The sequence below is a fragment of the Arthrobacter sp. B10-11 genome (genome assembly GCF_033142195.1).
Lineage (GTDB): Bacteria > Actinomycetota > Actinomycetes > Actinomycetales > Micrococcaceae > Arthrobacter > Arthrobacter oryzae_C.
Genome location: NZ_JAWMTH010000001.1, coordinates 24,576 through 39,968 on the forward strand (window position 1 = coordinate 24,576; position 15,393 = coordinate 39,968).

General features: G+C 63.7%; 19 protein-coding genes and 2 pseudogenes. 11 read left to right on the forward strand and 10 right to left on the reverse strand.

What is annotated here, in order from left to right; translation table 11 throughout:
- Positions 1 to 795: 795 nt before the first annotated feature.
- Positions 796 to 942: a lmo0937 family membrane protein gene (locus RW112_RS00125; RefSeq protein ID WP_317779906.1), complete on the reverse strand. Its 147-nt coding sequence runs from the start codon at positions 940 to 942 to the stop codon at positions 796 to 798.
- Positions 943 to 1,207: 265 nt separating this feature from the next.
- Here RW112_RS00125 and RW112_RS00130 point away from each other — a divergent pair, with 265 nt between their 5' ends.
- Both RW112_RS00130 and RW112_RS00135 read left to right on the forward strand, forming a co-directional pair.
- On the forward strand, positions 1,208 to 1,546 hold the full coding sequence (locus RW112_RS00130; protein WP_317779907.1) for a DUF1801 domain-containing protein: 339 nt from the start codon (positions 1,208 to 1,210) through the stop codon (positions 1,544 to 1,546).
- 614 nt (positions 1,547 to 2,160) lie between these two features.
- Positions 2,161 to 3,195: an AAA family ATPase gene (locus RW112_RS00135; RefSeq protein WP_317779908.1), complete on the forward strand. Its 1,035-nt coding sequence runs from the start codon at positions 2,161 to 2,163 to the stop codon at positions 3,193 to 3,195.
- A gap of 397 nt (positions 3,196 to 3,592) precedes the next feature.
- On the opposite strand, the gene RW112_RS00140 is transcribed toward RW112_RS00135, so the two are convergent.
- The 4 genes and pseudogenes from RW112_RS00140 to RW112_RS00155 form a co-directional block, all read right to left on the reverse strand.
- Positions 3,593 to 3,979: a nuclear transport factor 2 family protein gene (locus RW112_RS00140; protein WP_317779909.1), complete on the reverse strand. Its 387-nt coding sequence runs from the start codon at positions 3,977 to 3,979 to the stop codon at positions 3,593 to 3,595.
- Positions 3,980 to 4,118: 139 nt separating this feature from the next.
- Positions 4,119 to 4,364: pseudogene (locus tag RW112_RS00145) on the reverse strand (aldo/keto reductase); the annotation flags it as partial.
- A 78-nt stretch (positions 4,365 to 4,442) separates the two neighbouring features.
- Positions 4,443 to 4,679 (reverse strand): hypothetical protein, encoded by a 237-nt coding sequence (locus tag RW112_RS00150; RefSeq protein ID WP_317779910.1) that lies wholly within the window; start codon positions 4,677 to 4,679, stop codon positions 4,443 to 4,445.
- Positions 4,680 to 4,699: 20 nt separating this feature from the next.
- Positions 4,700 to 5,671: an aldo/keto reductase gene (locus tag RW112_RS00155; protein WP_317779911.1), complete on the reverse strand. Its 972-nt coding sequence runs from the start codon at positions 5,669 to 5,671 to the stop codon at positions 4,700 to 4,702.
- Between the two features lie 147 nt (positions 5,672 to 5,818).
- On the opposite strand from RW112_RS00155, the gene RW112_RS00160 reads away from it, so the two are divergent.
- The gene (locus tag RW112_RS00160; protein WP_317779912.1) at positions 5,819 to 6,436 is read left to right on the forward strand and encodes a TetR/AcrR family transcriptional regulator; all 618 of its coding nucleotides are present in this window, start codon (positions 5,819 to 5,821) and stop codon (positions 6,434 to 6,436) included.
- Positions 6,437 to 6,880: 444 nt separating this feature from the next.
- Here the strand turns inward: RW112_RS00160 and RW112_RS00165 are convergent.
- A pseudogene (locus RW112_RS00165) lies at positions 6,881 to 7,063 on the reverse strand (helix-turn-helix domain-containing protein); the annotation flags it as partial.
- Between the two features lie 172 nt (positions 7,064 to 7,235).
- Here RW112_RS00165 and RW112_RS00170 point away from each other — a divergent pair.
- On the forward strand, positions 7,236 to 7,622 hold the full coding sequence (locus RW112_RS00170; RefSeq protein WP_317779913.1) for a hypothetical protein: 387 nt from the start codon (positions 7,236 to 7,238) through the stop codon (positions 7,620 to 7,622).
- Between the two features lie 16 nt (positions 7,623 to 7,638).
- On the opposite strand, the gene RW112_RS00175 is transcribed toward RW112_RS00170, so the two are convergent.
- A complete protein-coding gene (locus tag RW112_RS00175) occupies positions 7,639 to 7,965 on the reverse strand; it encodes a chorismate mutase (protein WP_305941238.1) in 327 nt (108 codons plus the stop codon).
- A 14-nt stretch (positions 7,966 to 7,979) separates the two neighbouring features.
- Here RW112_RS00175 and RW112_RS00180 point away from each other — a divergent pair, with 14 nt between their 5' ends.
- Positions 7,980 to 8,402, forward strand: a complete 423-nt coding sequence (locus RW112_RS00180; protein WP_317779914.1) for a VOC family protein — start codon at positions 7,980 to 7,982, stop codon at positions 8,400 to 8,402.
- 7 nt (positions 8,403 to 8,409) lie between these two features.
- On the opposite strand, the gene RW112_RS00185 is transcribed toward RW112_RS00180, so the two are convergent.
- The gene (locus tag RW112_RS00185) at positions 8,410 to 9,156 is read right to left on the reverse strand and encodes an SOS response-associated peptidase (RefSeq protein ID WP_317779915.1); all 747 of its coding nucleotides are present in this window, start codon (positions 9,154 to 9,156) and stop codon (positions 8,410 to 8,412) included.
- Between the two features lie 159 nt (positions 9,157 to 9,315).
- Between RW112_RS00185 and RW112_RS00190 the strand changes: the two genes are divergently transcribed.
- A complete protein-coding gene (locus RW112_RS00190) occupies positions 9,316 to 9,573 on the forward strand; it encodes a mycoredoxin (RefSeq protein WP_011692168.1) in 258 nt (85 codons plus the stop codon).
- A gap of 84 nt (positions 9,574 to 9,657) precedes the next feature.
- Here the strand turns inward: RW112_RS00190 and RW112_RS00195 are convergent, their stop codons facing one another.
- Positions 9,658 to 10,431 carry a lipoyl protein ligase domain-containing protein gene (locus RW112_RS00195; protein ID WP_317779916.1) on the reverse strand — a complete coding sequence of 258 codons (774 nt, stop codon included), beginning with the start codon at positions 10,429 to 10,431 and terminating at the stop codon, positions 9,658 to 9,660.
- Here RW112_RS00195 and RW112_RS00200 point away from each other — a divergent pair.
- Positions 10,424 to 10,813 (forward strand): DUF2177 family protein, encoded by a 390-nt coding sequence (locus RW112_RS00200; protein WP_317779917.1) that lies wholly within the window; start codon positions 10,424 to 10,426, stop codon positions 10,811 to 10,813. The genes RW112_RS00195 and RW112_RS00200 overlap by 8 nt on opposite strands.
- A 29-nt stretch (positions 10,814 to 10,842) precedes the next feature.
- Here the strand turns inward: RW112_RS00200 and RW112_RS00205 are convergent, their stop codons facing one another.
- Positions 10,843 to 11,646 carry a thioesterase family protein gene (locus RW112_RS00205; RefSeq protein WP_317779918.1) on the reverse strand — a complete coding sequence of 268 codons (804 nt, stop codon included), beginning with the start codon at positions 11,644 to 11,646 and terminating at the stop codon, positions 10,843 to 10,845.
- 129 nt (positions 11,647 to 11,775) lie between these two features.
- Between RW112_RS00205 and RW112_RS00210 the strand changes: the two genes are divergently transcribed.
- From RW112_RS00210 to RW112_RS00225, 4 genes are all read left to right on the forward strand, one after another.
- On the forward strand, positions 11,776 to 12,753 hold the full coding sequence (locus tag RW112_RS00210; protein WP_317779919.1) for a phosphodiester glycosidase family protein: 978 nt from the start codon (positions 11,776 to 11,778) through the stop codon (positions 12,751 to 12,753).
- A 9-nt stretch (positions 12,754 to 12,762) separates the two neighbouring features.
- A complete protein-coding gene (locus tag RW112_RS00215; RefSeq protein ID WP_317779920.1) occupies positions 12,763 to 13,869 on the forward strand; it encodes a bifunctional glycosyltransferase family 2/GtrA family protein in 1,107 nt (368 codons plus the stop codon).
- A 75-nt stretch (positions 13,870 to 13,944) separates the two neighbouring features.
- Entirely contained in the window at positions 13,945 to 14,595 is a 651-nt protein-coding gene (locus RW112_RS00220; RefSeq protein WP_317780793.1) for a DUF4956 domain-containing protein, read from the forward strand.
- On the forward strand, positions 14,592 to 15,380 hold the full coding sequence (locus tag RW112_RS00225; RefSeq protein ID WP_317779921.1) for a polyphosphate polymerase domain-containing protein: 789 nt from the start codon (positions 14,592 to 14,594) through the stop codon (positions 15,378 to 15,380). Before RW112_RS00220 ends, RW112_RS00225 begins: the two co-directional genes overlap by 4 nt.
- Positions 15,381 to 15,393 lie beyond the last annotated feature (13 nt).

Genomic DNA, 15,393 nt, shown 5'->3' on the forward strand with positions numbered 1-15,393 from the left:
TAGCCCCAAAGACGTTCCCGCTGAACCCGGAACGTCCTTGGAAACCTAAGATCCGGCCCACAAAGTCATGTCGCCAGAAACAGAGAACTTCATGAAGTACTGAAGGCAGAACCAGAAGGAAGGGACCACAATCCAGGTCGAAAAGCCGCCCCGGCACAAAGCTGTGCACAATGTGCACAGCCCCTTTGGCCGGACAAACAAGCGATGAGCGCACTCTGCCTGGCTCTCAGGAGCGGCTATCCCAGGAAGGCCCTCGAAGAAAATTCGCCTTGGTCAGGTCGTCACCACAACTCCTGACCATGAATGAGTGACGGCCAATTACTGGCCCACGGAACAGCCACAAAGGACGGCATATAACCCTAGACTCCAGCAGGCGGAGGGCCCACAAGCCAGGACCCTGATCCCGCCACCCACATAACCGAATAGGCGACCGCGGCGCCAGGCACAGACCGCAGCCACCGTCAGACGGACCCTGGCGAGGGACAACGTCCACACATTAAAGCAAAAACCCCTCTGACGAGGGGTTATGCGTGCCCGAGGTGGGACTCGAACCGGGTTCCGGGCCCTGAATTTCCGCCACTCCCCCGAATATCTCCGCAATCCGGCAGAGTCCGCCACCAGTCCGACCCGATCCGAAGCCCAGGGTGTGCACATTGTGAACACCTCTTTTTGCCCATTTCGGCTACCCCAACAGGGCTCTTGGACGGCCATCCGGGCGTGGCGCGATTTCGCTCGAATGTGATGAGTGGGGCCTTGAAACAGAACCGCCCCGCACTGGCGGTCCATGGCTTCGTGTTAAGCGCGTGACCTGCCGCGAACGAAGTGGATGACCAAGACGACCACGGCGATGACCAAAAGTATGTGAATTAACCCGCCGCCTATGTTGCCCAACAGACCGAGAAGCCAGAGAACTGCGATTACGATAGCTATCCAAAGCAGCATGAGAGTCTCCTTTCATTCCACGCGTCTATCGTGTGGTGCGTAACACCATATGCCAGGAGCGCGTGGTTGCAAATGGCAAACGAACGCATTCTCCTCGACCACAAAGTGCATAGCCGGCTGGCGGATTGCCTCGTGTGCCTCGACTACCCCCGCCGCGGCCACGTAGGCTTTGCACCGTCGACGGTCAGACGCCGTCGGTTGTCTACGGACGCACGCGCCGGCCACAATAATTGCCTGACGAGAAACTGAAGGAGGCTTGACGACCATGTTCACGAAGAAGGGTGACGCGGCTGTTCTCACCAAACTCAGTGAGGCCCCCGCACCGTACCGGGCGATTGGAGAACGCCTGCATAGCATCATCCGGGAGAGCGCGCCCTCGTTAGAGCCGATCGTACGCTGGGGCCTCCCGTTCTACGTCAAGGACGGCAAGGACATCTGCTACATCAAACCGGATAAGGACTTCATCGCGTTCGGCTTTGGCGAAGTTGTGAACCCCGCTCGTGAAGAGGGCGCCCGCATGCACCCGGTCGCGTGGACCATCACCTCGCTGGATGCTGCGACGGAAGCCAAAATCCGCGCGCTCGTCGAGAAAGCGGCTGCCTGACACGGACCCCTGCCACAAAGTCGGTGCCGGCCCTGTTCAGGACGAGCAGGTGCCGGCGTGTGTCGGTGGAAAGCTCTGGCTGTTTCCCCCTGGCTTTGGCGATCCGCCACCGGGCACCGTAACGGCTCCCGCCGAAGGTTGCGCTTACCTGATGCCCTCTTCTGGCGAGATAGTGCCCATAGCGGCCTGAAACTTCCGAATGATCGACCCATGCACGCCGGACGCGAGAAGTCCGGAACTGAGCGGACCGTAGGAGTTCTCGCCGAGCGGTGGCAACTGCTGAAGCGCCGCCCTGACTTGGGAATTCATGTGGCTGCAGAGTCTCTGCAGGAGCATCCCGGGCTCAGATTCTCCCTCGACGTTTTGGCTCGCCGGCAGAGATGCGCTCGGCGGTGCGCCGGTCGGCCTCGGCGATGTAGTCTTCGAGGACGCTGGCCCGATGCGCCAAACGCCCCTTCCACCGACCCGGATCCGGCGAAGCTCCCCTGTCTTGATGAGCTGTGTTTGGGTTGGGCGTCCCGTGGCCTCAGCTGTAGAAGCAACGAGCGAAAGGGAGTTGATACGGGTGAGGCCAGCCCCACCCCGGCCGGGAATCGAGGTACTACAGTGGATGTATGGCTGCCAGCCGCAATCCGCTCGACGACCTGCGCGAAACCATCGGCCATCTGGCCGATCAGCTCAAGCTGCCACATTCGGAGCGCGTCGATGACCTGGTCGGCGATCTCATCGGTGCGAGGCCCGGGCCGGCCCGGCCGCTGTCCGAGGTGCAGGCCGAGCTCGACGCGCTGGTCGGACTGGAGACCGTGAAGGAACAGGTGAGGGCCCTCGTCGCACTGCTCCAGGTCCAGGCCCGCCGTAAGGCGCACGGCCTGCCGGAGGTGGCCACATCACAGCATCTGGTGTTCCTCGGAAACCCGGGCACGGGCAAGACCACCGTGGCGCGGCTCCTGGCCGAGATGTACCGCGCGGTCGGTCTGCTGCAGAAAGGCCACCTGGTCGAGGTCGACCGTTCGGGCCTGGTGGGGCAGTTCGTCGGCGCGACCGCCATCAAGACGGACCGGGTGATCCGGCGGGCGCTGGACGGTGTCCTGTTCATCGACGAGGCGTACGCGCTGGCCCCTGAGGACGGCCGGATGGACTTCGGCCCCGAGGCGATCGAGATCCTGCTCAAGCGGATGGAGGACCACCGCCACCGCCTGGTCGTGATCGTGGCCGGGTACCCGCGGCTGATGGAGTCCTTCTTGCTCTCGAACCCCGGGCTGCGCTCCCGGTTCGCCCGTGAGATCACGTTCCCCGACTACTCCGTCGACGCACTCCAGACGATCTTCCACCAGATGCTGGCCCAGCACGAGTACACTCTGGAGCCGGGTGCGGACCAGATGCTGCGCCGAATCCTCACCGGGCTCCACGCGGGCGAGGACTCCGGAAACGCACGATTCGCCCGCACGCTGTTCGAGCAGGCGCTCAACCGCCAGGCGCTGCGGCTCTCGCTCGACGAGGAACAAAGTCTCGACGCGCTCGATCGTGAGGCAGTCATGACGCTCACCGCGGACGACATCGTCCAGGCCGCGCTGGCCTTGGGCGAGGAGCCGGAACCGGAACCGACGCCGGAACCGGAGCAGTCACGCTGGTGGCGCTGGCTGGTCTGACCGGTTTTGCGGCGGCTGGCAGGCGAATGCGCGCCCCGCCCCTGAGCGGGAAAGGCACAACCATTCCACGGGGAGTGCAACCGGAGGACAGCTTTCCTGCCCACCCCCAAGCTTGCTCGCTACGGCCGTGGACCCCCCAAGGGTCGCAAACAGCACCATCGCGGCTACGCGCTGCTCCTCAGACAACGAACTGCCCTTAGACCTGAAGCTGCTCCGCGTCAGTTAGAACCTGAATTTTCAGTCCAAATTTCGGGGAGCAGTTCAATTCAGGGTGAGACGCAATAGCGAGACATCGGTGGGCCCTACATTCTCAGCCACTCGGCCGGCCCATCCGGCCGTGGGTCAGTGTCTTGGAAAGCTGTAGGTTTCTAAGGCACTAAAAGGTGATGAGTTCGGCTCAGCTGAGGTAGGAGTCGATGGGACTGTTGTCGACGTAGATGCGTTGTTCGGTGAACTTTCCGCCTTCGACGGTGAAGATGGAGCAGGCCCGGATCGTCGCCTCCACGCCGTCACGGAAGCGCCAGACACTGTCGACCTCGAAGACAACAACACCGTTCTCTTCCTGCCAGATGTTGATCAGCGGGTGGGACAAGGAGTGGACCTTATTGCCGATCTCTGCCATCTGCGCCAGCACGACTTCCTTCCCGGTGACGATCGGGGCGTTGGCGAACAACAGGGTGATGTTGTCGGCGTAGTAGTCGCCTAGACGCTCGTAATCTTTCTTTTCCATGACGGCGAAGTACTCGGTCAGGAAGTCGACGGTGCTCTGGTCGGCACGGGACATGGCTGGTTCCTTTGTTTGTTTTCGCTATGAACGGCCAAACGAATGAGGGGCTCAGACCCTCGCATCCAGGCGGTCGGTTTGAGTGGCCCTCGTCGGCACGGTGGTGGAAGGCTGGAGGCTCGATTGCCAGTGCCGTCAGGACTTCAAGCTGGTCAGCTGCCAGCTGGACCTCGGCAGCGCTGGCGTTCTCCCGCGGCTCGGTTACAGTCTCAGGGCCGATAATTACCGAGGCAACAGCCGGTCTTGACAGCAGCCAAGCCAGTGCGACCTGATAGACATTCAACCCCCATTCGCGGCTCAGCCGGCCCGCCCCCCCCCCAGACAAGCGAGACCTCAGCGTCCCTGAACCCGTGCGCGGCGACGGGGGCCTGCAGACGGCGGTCATCGGCGATCCACAATGCCCGGACGACGCGCCAGGCGGGATGATTCGACAGCCCAACGTAGCGGATCTTGCCCTGCCGAATCAGGTCGTCGTAGACGGCAAGCCGTTTGACTTGGTCGCGATCACCATCTCGTCGCGACGTCCACGGAGGGCACGCCCAAGGATCTGCTCAGCCGGTCCCCGATCGACAGCTGGCAGCGCTCCTGGTCGATCGAATACCGGCATGTTGCCGTATACGTCGGCGACACCGAAGGCGGCGGTACCAAGCGCGATCTGCGACACCCTGACACCGGCCTGCCCAAGGATGGAGTACTTCATCAGCGTTCCTCGTTTCCTGGTCAGGACTTGGTTTCGGCACCCAGCATCGAGACCGCGCCCAGCTGCTCCTGGGTGAGCTCAACATCAGCGGCCGAGGCGTTGGCCCGGAGCTCGTCCACGGATTCAGCTCCGACAATGACCGACGACACGGCCGGGCGGGAGAGCAGCCAGGCCAGCGAAACCTGCTGCATTCCGAGTCCCCAGTCCCGCGCCAAGCGGTCAAGGCTGCGGGCGGCGTCGATCTCAGTCTTCGAGTAGCCGGGACCGCCGTAGCGCTGGTCACCGGCGATTGGGCGGTCGAGCACCGACAAGTCCGCCAACAGGCCTCCGTGCAGGGGGGCATACGGGATGATGGACACCCCAAACCGCAAGCACGCGGGAGCCAGTTCCTTCTCCGCACTCCGGTCCAGCAGGTTATACATCACCTGGGCGGCCACGGGGGCGGCGACCAAACGGCGGTCATGGGCGATCCAAAGCGCTTCGGTCATTTGCCAGGCGGGGTGATTGGACAAAGCGACGTACCGGAGCTTGCCCTGCCGAATCAGGTCGTCGTAGACCGCAAGGGTCTGCTCCAATGGGGTGTTCGGGTCGGGGAAGTGCGCGTAATAGAGGTCGATGCGATCAGTGCGCAGGCGACGAAGGCTCTGCTCGACCTGCTGAATGATGTACCGGCGCGACAAGCCTGCATCCACGTCAAACCGGCGCTCCCCCGACTTGCTGGCCAGCACAACCTCATCCCGACGACCGGCGAGAGCACGGCCAAGGATCTCCTCAGCGGACTCACGCTCCGAAGCCGGAGGAGCACCAGGCCGGTCAAAAGTAGATGTCGAACCGTAGACATCCGCAGTATCGAAAAAATTGATGCCCAGATCGAGTGCTGCACCCAAGAAACCATCGGCTTCCTCAGAGTTCGGCGCCACCCCGAAAGTCGCCGATCCAAGACAGATGCGGGAAACACGCACTCCAGTTGGACCAAGGATCGAGTACTTCATCCGTGTAATTCCTTTCTGCAAGTTTCAAGCGCTGGGGTTGAAAAGGAACTGCCGTTGGACGAATCAACCAGCGGTAGCAGAGGCGCATTGGCCTTAAACACTAACCGAACGGTTATGTTTCAGCAATGATCATGAGAGAGTAAACCCATGCCAGACAGCGCCCAGTCCAAAAAACGCGGCCCCTACCGCACCGGGATCCGGCGACGCGAGCAACTCATCGGCATCGCCATGGACGTCTTCGGTGAACACGGCTATGCAGGCGGGTCTCTTCGGACGATCGCCGAGCAGGCCGGCGTCAACCACGCCACACTGATCCAGCACTTCGGGAGCAAGGAAGGCCTCCTCACGGCCGTACTGGAGGAATGGGACCGCCGGACCGTTGAGAACAGCCTCGCCCACGTCAGCGGCTTGGAGTACTTTCGACGGCTACCCGAAGTCATGGCCTCCCACCAAGACCAACGTGGTCTGCTTGAGCTGTTCACCACCATGGCAGCCGAAGCTTCCAGCCCCACCCACCCGGCGCATGGCTTCATCCAACGCCGCTACACGCGCAACCTGGTCACTCTTGCCGGCCACCTGCAGCAAGCCGTCGACGCCAATGACGTCGCGCCGCTAACCCAACCCCAGATCGACATTGAAGTCCGGATTGTCACTGCCGTCCTCGATGGAATCGGCCTGCAGTGGCTCCTCGATCCCGAAACCGACTTACGCGCAGCGGTCTCAAGCTACATAGAGCGAGCCATCATCGCCTGGCAAGGCCGCTGACACCCAGCACAGGACTGCGAAGATGTCCCCATCCGAGATGTTCCTTGTTCCGGTAGTTTGATCCCGTTGCCGGAGACATTAACAGAAGAGCAGATCAGCAGTGAAGGCGCTGCAGTGGAGGACATCAGCACTGCGTTGATCGGGCTCCTACGAGAGGGGCGGATCCAAATTTGGCGCGGACACTGGTCTCAGGAGCCGGAGGTGGTTGATCCCGCCACAGCGGAGGAGCTCCTCCGTGTCGATGAGCAGTACACCTTCAACAGTCCGGCAGATCAGCGACTGCGGGTCTACTACGTGAACGTCGACAATATACGCGCCTGACTGGGCTGGCAGTGAGGGCCTGACGGGGGTAGTGACGCAGTAGCGCGCCTTCCATGAACGTATCCGGTCGGCCCGAGCTGAGCCAGCCCGCCCTCGATGTCCACGTCGATGGCGCCTGTACAAGGTGGTTCGCGTCAGGCCGGTCTTGCTGACTATCTCGCGCATTGGAGCACCTTTATCTCGCAGCTTGACAGCGTGTTCGAGCTTGTCAGGATCCACAACTGAAGGCCGGCCTGTGCTCCGGCCGGTCGCCGTCGCCAGGGCGCGGGCATGGGAGGCCCGTTCGGCCGCGCAGGTTCGCTCCATCTCCGCTAAGGGCGCAAGCGTGACCCTGCCGCCTCGGGGATCCCGGGCCTAAACGAACGCAGCGAAAGCAGATCAGCTCGAACATATCTTCGAATCCGCGCAGCCCGCGACCGACCGGACAAAACCTAAATCAGGGGTGGACGGACGGGAGCGCAGGGAGCAGGATTGAGCCATGAGCTCCCATGACGCATTCCTGAAGCACGTAGCCATCGCCGCCAAGGACTCCACCTTGGTGGCGACTTTTGATATAGACGGCAACATTCCCGGGTCGGGCGCCTACGTGGTGGGCCTCGTCGCCGCCACACCGGATCATTCCCATCAACGAAGAATGGGGATCGAGTTCATGAACGGCGAAGCCGTGTCCTTCTATTGCTTCAGCCACGACGGCACGGAAGAAAATTTCGACCTCAGCGGCGTGACGCATTCCGGCAACACCATTACCGGCAACTTTCCCCTGAGCACCGTCATGGGCCTGGAAAAGGGTCACCTGATGACTGCTTTCAGTGACGCCGACGGCAGGGAATACCAGGCCAACGTTCCCGTCGAGGAATCCCTCTGAGAACTGGTTTCCGCCGCTAGTTGCTGGCGTTGTGCACTTTCATCTCAAGCTCGATGAAAGCCGTGATCATGGCACGGTAGGTCTTCTCCACGATGTCCGGGTCAATGTCTTTTTTCTCGGCCGCGGCACGGACGTGTTCAATGACCTTCTCCACCCGGCCGGGAGCCCGGACCTCCGCGTCATCACCCTTTAGGGTTCCGGAAATCCGGATCAGGCGTTCGCGCCGGGCAATCAGGGTGACAATCTGCTCATCAACTTCATCGACGGCCACGCGGACAGCAGCGAGCTGCTCCCTGTCGGCCTGGGCGTCTTTGTCGTGTCCGTGATTTGTGGGCATGTGCATGACAGTATCTAAGAATGCAGCCTCGAGTCGACTTCATTTCACTGGGCGTCCGCAGTGTTGACGCCTCCCGCGCCTTTTACGTCAACGGCCTCGGCTGGCCGGTGAACCGGGAAGCCCCCGGAGAAGTGGTGTTCATCCAGGCCAATCACGGCCTCATCCTCTCCCTCTGGGATGCCGGCCAGATGCAGGCGGAGGCGTCCGTGGACAGACCTGCCGGCGTCCCCTGCATCACGCTGAGCCACAACGTGGGCAGCGCAGCTGACGTCGACCGGGTCATGGCCGATGCCGAGGCCGCCGGCGCCACCGTGGTGTCTTCGCCGAAGACCCAGCCATGGGGCGGCTATACCGGGTACTTCGCGGATCCGGACGGTTTCCGCTGGGAAATCGCCTTCAATCCCACGTGGACGGTGGACGCCGCCGGCAAGGTCACGGTCTGAAAGCCTGCTAGAACAGGCTTCCCACCGGCTCAATAAGTTCCGGCGAGTCATTCTTCACGTTTCCGACGGCGGTACCAACAGCATCGATGGTCCAGCCTTCTGCGACGTCGTGCGCACCTGCCCTGACCAGGTCCACCAGGCCGGCGGCATCATCCGCCTGGGGGTCCAGCCACGCCTGCATGGTCTGCCTGTCCATGGGCAGGGGCACCCTGTCGTGCAGGGCGGTGAGTTCAGCAAGCACTCCCCCGGCATAACCCTCCGGCGGCGAGTCCGTGGTCATGATGGACGTGGACAGCATCCAGCGGTGCGGGTCCCCTTCGGGCTTGGACGGGTCCTTCCACCACTCATACAGACCGGCGAAAACCAAGGGCCGGCCATCCTTCGGGTGAACGTAGTAGGGCTGCTTCCTCCGCCCCTCGCCCTTCCATTCGTAATAGCCGTCCGCCGGGACGGCGCAACGCCTGGACTTGGTTGCCTTGCGGAAGGCAGGCTTCTCCAGGACGCTCTCGCTCCGGGCATTGATCATCTTGGAGCCGATGGAAAGGTCCTTGGCCCAGGACGGCACGAGTCCCCAGCGGGCCACGTGCAGCTGCCGGACCGGGCTGCCGTCCACCAGGCGCTCCAGCAGGATGGGCACGTCAGCGGTCGGGGCAACATTCCACGACGGCGGAACCACCAGCTCCTCTTCCAGTTCCGCGTCAAACTCTGCCAGCAGGTCTCCGACTGCCCTGGCCATCACGTAGCGTCCGCACATGGCACCAGCATGCCACCGCCCGCAGGCGGTGTCACCCGGCGTCACCCGGGCATGGCAACGGCCTCCCGGATCCGGGGAATACCCGCCACCGGGTTACCGTTGAGGGAAAAGACATCTGCTTTGATAACGATGAGCAATAACGAGCTTGAGGAGAACTCCGTGGATTTCACTCCCGAATCCGGCACCATCACCATGTTTTCGACCACCTGGTGCGGCTACTGCAACAGGCTGAAGAAGCAGCTGGACGCCCAGGGCATCGGCTACACCGAGATCAACATCGAAGAAGTCGAAGGCACGGCCGACCTCGTAGAGCAGCTCAACGGAGGCAACCGCACAGTCCCGACCGTGCTCTTCCCGGACGGCACCGCCGCCACCAACCCGTCAGCAGCTGAAGTAAAGAGCCGGCTCGCGGCCTAAGGCTCCCCTTGACGGCAAGAAGGCCGGGCACCTGAGGTGCCCGGCCTTCCGCTTGTCCGCCCTGACTTCGCGGCACCCGAACAGCTAGGCCCTGAGGCTGGCGAAGTCCGCGTAGTCCAGCGGCGCATACCCGGCGTAGGTATTGATGACCGCCGCTTCGATGGCGGCAACGTTCAGTCCGGGCACGAGGTCGTCGACGGCTCCAGCGGTGGCCGGATCCCAGTCAAGCCCGAGGGCCGTGTAGCTGGCTTCCAGGACTTTGCGGATCGGCGCCGAGTTCTCCACCACGATGACCGAGCTGAACAGCCAGCCACCGGACACCACCCGCTGTGCAGTTCCGATCAGTTTGACCCTGTGCTGGGGATTTGCCGGGTCCAGCCCGTGCACGCTGAACTCCCCCGGGCAGTACTCGCCCGGTATTTCGCCGACGGCGGCGTGGACGCCGGCGTTTCGAAGCGCACCCGCCAGCATTTCGCCGAAAAAGGCGAAGCGCCCCTTGGCGCCTGCAATGGCATCGGCATGCGGCTCCACGTGGTCAACTATCAGCGTTCCCTCGTGGTAAGCGGCGGCCCGGCCGCCGGCCTTCCGGACCAACGGTTCAAAACCGAGTTCCCGGCAGGCCTGGGCAGCGGCCTCAAAGCCGGGCAGGTGCGCGTCGCGCTGGCCAAAGGCGACCGTGGGGGCCGGGCGGTACAACCGGAGCGTCGGGCCCACCCGGCCAGTCTTGGCCATGCCCAGCAGCTCGATCCCGAATTCCAAATCCCGTGCCGCACCCAGCGACTCCTCCTGCCGGACTATGGTCAGCGTGGCTGGTGCGCCGGCCGTGTGCTGCATCTTGCTAAGCTCCCTTATGGTCATTCTGCAATTCCTGGTCGTCGCCGCGGCGTTCGCTGTCATCGATGCCATCTGGCTCAAGACGATGAACCCCTTTTACCGCGGACAAATTGGTGAACTGCTGGCCGACAAGCCCAATCTAGGGTACGCGGTGGTTTTCTACGTGATCTACATTGCCGGCATTGTGTTCTTCGCGCTGCGCCCTGCGCTCGACGGCGGCAGCTGGCTCAGCGCAGTGGGCTACGGTGCCGCCCTCGGCGCCTTCGCCTACGCCACCTATGACCTCACCAACGCCGCGACGCTGAAAACGTGGCCGCTGCAGCTGATCGTCGTGGACATCCTGTGGGGCGCAGCTTTGACGGCCCTTGCCACACTGGCAGGCTGGCTGGTGTTCCACAGAAACTGAAAGGGAACCGACGCCCAGCTCAACTCCAACTACGTCCTGCGGAGGGTGAGGATCTGCTCCGCGCGGCCGAAGGGCCCGGCGACGTCGTGGAGGACGGTTGACGTCAGCCCGATGCCGTCCGCGCCGAAGGAGACGGCGTTATCCAGGCCCAGCCAGTCGCCGGCCGGTTTCCGGTACATGTGGATCTGCAGGTCCAGGTTGGGGAAGGCGTAGCTGCCCCTGCCCGGGGGCACACGGGCGGCGATGCCGTTGGCAGTGTCCACCAGTCCCATCAGCCGCGCGACATCGCCGCTGTCGTCCTTGTCCGTCAACGGGTGTGCGGTACGGATCCATACCGTCCCGGAGCCCGCGCGGTGTCCGTCCGCAACACGCATTTCCAAGGACCGGATGTACCCTCCGGGCCACACGCTGGCACCGTCGTACGGTGCGCACTCCTCCGGTCCGGGAATCCGGGCGTCTTCCACTGCGGCGACGGCGGATGTGTCGGACATGATCATCCGCCACGCGGTGGCACGGATGGCCGCCCGTCCCCCGGCCACGAGTTCGGCCTGCAGCAGTTCGATGGTGCGTCCGGGACGCAGCGTGGTGGTGACCACCTCGAATTCGCCGCCCGGAATCAGCCCCAGGATCTCGTAGCTCAGGCGCGCCATCCGGACATCACTCCGCGGTTCGTGCCGCTCCAGGCAATCAGCCATGAGTCCGGAGGCGGGCGCCATGTGCTGCTCATGATCGTTCCAGGCACCCTGGGCATGAATGGTCGAACGGAACCGTCCGCCGCCGAGTGATTCGTAGTAGAACCCGCCCTCGGCAAGTTCCGGAAGTGCAGCAGTCAACGTCGACCCTTTCGCATGGCTGGTGATAATCCCAGAACACCCTATCGCCTGCCGCCCGCCGTTATCCTCACAGCTTCCTCATATCAAGGCCTCATGGCCGGCATAAGTCCGGCGCCTAGAAATGAGGGCATGACTCCTCTCCAGAACAAACACCGCAAGGGCGGCCGGGTACGCCGTGCCGTCGTCGCCGGGGCTGTTGCCCTTACCCTGTCAGCCGGCGGAGCCACCGCCTGGGCGCTGGACCGCTTTGTGGTCCAGCACGTGGAAATCTCGGATGTCTCGGCCTACCAGGCAAGCCAGGCCGGGACAACAACAGGCACGACGGCGGAAACCGCCACCGAATCCACCGCCGCCGTCACTACTGACACTTCCTACGCCTCCGACAGTTCGAGCATTAATATCTCCACAGTGACCACCGGCAGCGGCGACAGCACCGTCACGTACTACGTTGCCGACGTCGTACTGGATGATGCCACTACGCTCCAGTCCGCCTTCGCCAACGACAGTTTCGGCGAAAACATCACCGAAACGACCTCCGCCATCGCCGGGGCAAACAACGCCATTTTCGCCATCAACGGCGACTACTATGGCTTCCGCGACACCGGCATCGTGATCCGCAACGGCGTGGTGTTCCGTGACGAAGGTGCCCGGCAGGGACTGGCCTTTTACCGCGACGGCACTGTCAAGGTCTACGACGAAACCGCCACCACCGCCGACCAGCTCCTGGCCGACGGCGTCTGGAACACCCTCTCCTTCGGCCCTTCGCTGCTGGACAACGGCGAGATCGCCGAGGGCATCGAGGAGGTGGAGGTGGACACCAACTTCGGCAACCATTCCATCCAGGGCGAGCAGCCCCGCACCGCCGTTGGCATCATCGACGACAACCACCTGGTGTTCGTGGTGGTGGACGGCCGCAGCCCCGGCTACAGCTCCGGCGTGACCATGACCGGGCTGGCGCAGATCATGAAGGACCTCGGCGCCACCACCGCGTACAACATCGACGGCGGCGGGTCCTCCACGATGTACTTCAACGGGGAACTGGTCAACAACCCCTTGGGCGAGAACAAGGAACGCGGCACCTCCGACATCCTCTACATCGCTCAGTAGGGACGGGCCATGATCATCCTGATCCCGGCGTACGAGCCGGACCAGCACCTTCCCGCCCTGATCCGCTCCATTCGGGAAGCCGAGCCGTGGGCCACCGTCGTGGTGGTTGACGACGGCAGCGGCCCCGCATACCGGGAGGTGTTCGACGGCGTCAAGGCACTCGGGTGCCACGTCATCGGTTACGCCCAAAACCGCGGCAAAGGCTTTGCGCTCAAGACCGGCTTCGGCTTCATTGCCGATCACTTTCCCGGCAGGAACGTGGTCTGCGCCGACAGCGACGGGCAGCACACCATAGTGGACATCCTCCGCGTAGCGGCAGCCGTGCAAAGCATAGGACACGCCGGTCCGGCAGCCATGGTCCTCGGCACGCGGAGCTTCACCGGCAACGTCCCCGCCCGCAGCAGGTTCGGCAACAACGCCACCAGGGTCCTGTTCACCCTGGCTACCGGGCAGAGGATTTCGGACACGCAGACCGGCCTTCGCGGCTACCCCGCCTCCATTCTCCCCTGGCTGCGGACTGTCCACGGCGAGCGCTACGAGTACGAGCTGAATCTGCTGCTGGAGGCCAGGCAGGCGGGCTTTGCCATCAACAGCGTGGACATCGCCACGGTATACCTGGACCACAACTCGGGTTCGCATTTCCGTCCGCTGGCGGATTCCGCCCGCATCTATGCCCCGTTGCTGAAATTCCTGTCGTCCTCCTTCACCGCGTTCCTCGTGGACACAGTTTTGTTCCTGATCCTCACCGCCGTCTCCGACTCGCTGCTGCTTGCGGTGGTTGGCGCACGGGCCGTGAGTTCGGCGGTGAACTTCGCCGTCAACCGGCGGGTGGTGTTCCGGCACGGCCGGGAAAAGCCCGTGGCGCGGACAGGCCTCCGCTACTTCAGCCTGGTGATTGTCCTGCTCGCGGCCAACTTCGGGCTCATCGCCGCCCTGGAAGCGGTGTCCCTGCCTGCGCTGCCCGCCAAGATCATGGCGGAAATCGCCCTGCTGGCCGTCAGCTACGTGGTGCAGCAGCGCTATCTCTTCACCCGGAGCACGGACCGGGAAAAGCTTGCCGACGCCGCCGGGGAAACACCAGATGAACGCCCGGCCAACACTCATATTCGCGCCTAGGTTCCGTCACAGCACCTGCACAGTTTGGCCGTGGATCGTGAAAACCAGTCCACCAATCAGATTCCGGAGAATCCCATGACACCGCTCATCCTTATCGCGGCCGACCTGGCCGCCATCAGCATCCTGACGTTCGCCCTGTACCTCCGCCGGCACCGGCGCCGCGACCTGGTGGTGTCCTACCTCGGCATGAACGTCGGCGTCATGGCCGTGGCCGCCGCGCTCTCCGGATCGGCGGCCGGCGTCGGCCTCGGCCTCGGACTCTTCGGAGTCCTGTCCATCATCCGGCTGCGTTCCACCGAACTGGCTCAGCACGAGGTGGCCTACTACTTCTCAGCCCTGGCCCTCGGCCTGATCGCAGGCCTCGGAATCGACCCCGTGTGGCTGCCGCTGGCGCTGATGGCCATGATCCTGCTGGTGATGTTCGTGGGCGACCACGCACTGGTCCTGCCGGCCTACCGCCACCAGACGGTGATCCTGGACCGCGCCATCGCCGTCGACGAGGAACTCTACGCCCGCCTCGAAGAAGTGGTGCACGGCAAGGTCCATTCCGCCACCGTGCAGGAGCTGGACCTCGTCAACGACAAAACAATCGTCGATGTGCGCTACGCCTATGTTCCGGCTTCGTTCCCCGCAGCAAGCTACCTGGCCGCATTTCCCATCCCTGCATCCGCTCCGGCAACCGCTCCGGCTTCCCACCCCGTCCACGCCTCGGCCGGTGCGGCATGAGCGCCCCGGGACAGGCCGGCGTCCTGGGCCCCCTGCGGCTGCTGCCGCCGGTCGGACTGGAAGAACTGAACGCCGAAGCCGCGCTCCAGACCCGGGTGGACCGCAAGTACGTGGTCCCCGAGGCGCTGGCGCAGGAACTTCTGTCCACCTTCGATGCCGATGTGCGGGTCCTGGAAATGGACGGCTGCCGCTGCTTCGCGTACGACTCCGTGTACTTCGACACCGCCGGGCTGGACAGCTATCTGCTCGCCGCCCACGGCCGCCGGCGCCGCTACAAGGTCCGCACCAGGACCTACGTGGACAGCGCCATCAGCTTCCTGGAAGTCAAGACAGAAGGCGCCCGTGAGGCCACCGTCAAGGAGCGCATCCCCTACGAACTCTCGGACCGCGCCCGGCTGACGGCGGATGGCCTGGACTACGTGCACGAAACCCTCACCGCGGCGGTGGGCGGAGTACCGGGCGGTCCCCTCGGCCCCGTATTGGAAACGCGATACCACCGCACCACGCTGTACCTGCCCGCATCCGGCAGCCGCGCCACTATCGACACGGACGTCACCTGGCAGCGTCCCGGCGAGCAGGCCTGGGTCCTGGACGGCGCCGTGATCCTGGAGACCAAATCCGGATCGGCGGCCGGACCCCTGGACCGGCATCTCTGGGCCCACGGCGTCCGGCCCTCCAGGATCTCCAAGTTCGCCACCGGGATGGCTGCCCTCTGTCCCGAACTGCCGGCCAACCGCTGGAACCGGACACTGCGCCGGACGCTGGCGCTCCGGCCGGCCGCCTGAACCTCTCCCCCTC

Coding starts and splice junctions, on each gene's coding strand:
- RW112_RS00130 (WP_317779907.1), top strand. CDS start 1,208: ATGTTCACGAAGAAGGGTGACGCGGCTGTTCTCACCAAACTCAGTGAG.
- RW112_RS00125 (WP_317779906.1), bottom strand. CDS start 942: ATGCTGCTTTGGATAGCTATCGTAATCGCAGTTCTCTGGCTTCTCGGT.
- RW112_RS00200 (WP_317779917.1), top strand. CDS start 10,424: ATGGTCATTCTGCAATTCCTGGTCGTCGCCGCGGCGTTCGCTGTCATC.
- RW112_RS00180 (WP_317779914.1), top strand. CDS start 7,980: ATGCAGCCTCGAGTCGACTTCATTTCACTGGGCGTCCGCAGTGTTGAC.
- RW112_RS00225 (WP_317779921.1), top strand. CDS start 14,592: ATGAGCGCCCCGGGACAGGCCGGCGTCCTGGGCCCCCTGCGGCTGCTG.
- RW112_RS00215 (WP_317779920.1), top strand. CDS start 12,763: ATGATCATCCTGATCCCGGCGTACGAGCCGGACCAGCACCTTCCCGCC.
- RW112_RS00160 (WP_317779912.1), top strand. CDS start 5,819: ATGCCAGACAGCGCCCAGTCCAAAAAACGCGGCCCCTACCGCACCGGG.
- RW112_RS00195 (WP_317779916.1), bottom strand. CDS start 10,431: ATGACCATAAGGGAGCTTAGCAAGATGCAGCACACGGCCGGCGCACCA.
- RW112_RS00175 (WP_305941238.1), bottom strand. CDS start 7,965: ATGCACATGCCCACAAATCACGGACACGACAAAGACGCCCAGGCCGAC.
- RW112_RS00150 (WP_317779910.1), bottom strand. CDS start 4,679: ATGAAGTACTCCATCCTTGGGCAGGCCGGTGTCAGGGTGTCGCAGATC.
- RW112_RS00170 (WP_317779913.1), top strand. CDS start 7,236: ATGAGCTCCCATGACGCATTCCTGAAGCACGTAGCCATCGCCGCCAAG.
- RW112_RS00155 (WP_317779911.1), bottom strand. CDS start 5,671: ATGAAGTACTCGATCCTTGGTCCAACTGGAGTGCGTGTTTCCCGCATC.
- RW112_RS00185 (WP_317779915.1), bottom strand. CDS start 9,156: ATGTGCGGACGCTACGTGATGGCCAGGGCAGTCGGAGACCTGCTGGCA.
- RW112_RS00140 (WP_317779909.1), bottom strand. CDS start 3,979: ATGTCCCGTGCCGACCAGAGCACCGTCGACTTCCTGACCGAGTACTTC.
- RW112_RS00210 (WP_317779919.1), top strand. CDS start 11,776: ATGACTCCTCTCCAGAACAAACACCGCAAGGGCGGCCGGGTACGCCGT.
- RW112_RS00220 (WP_317780793.1), top strand. CDS start 13,945: ATGACACCGCTCATCCTTATCGCGGCCGACCTGGCCGCCATCAGCATC.
- RW112_RS00135 (WP_317779908.1), top strand. CDS start 2,161: ATGGCTGCCAGCCGCAATCCGCTCGACGACCTGCGCGAAACCATCGGC.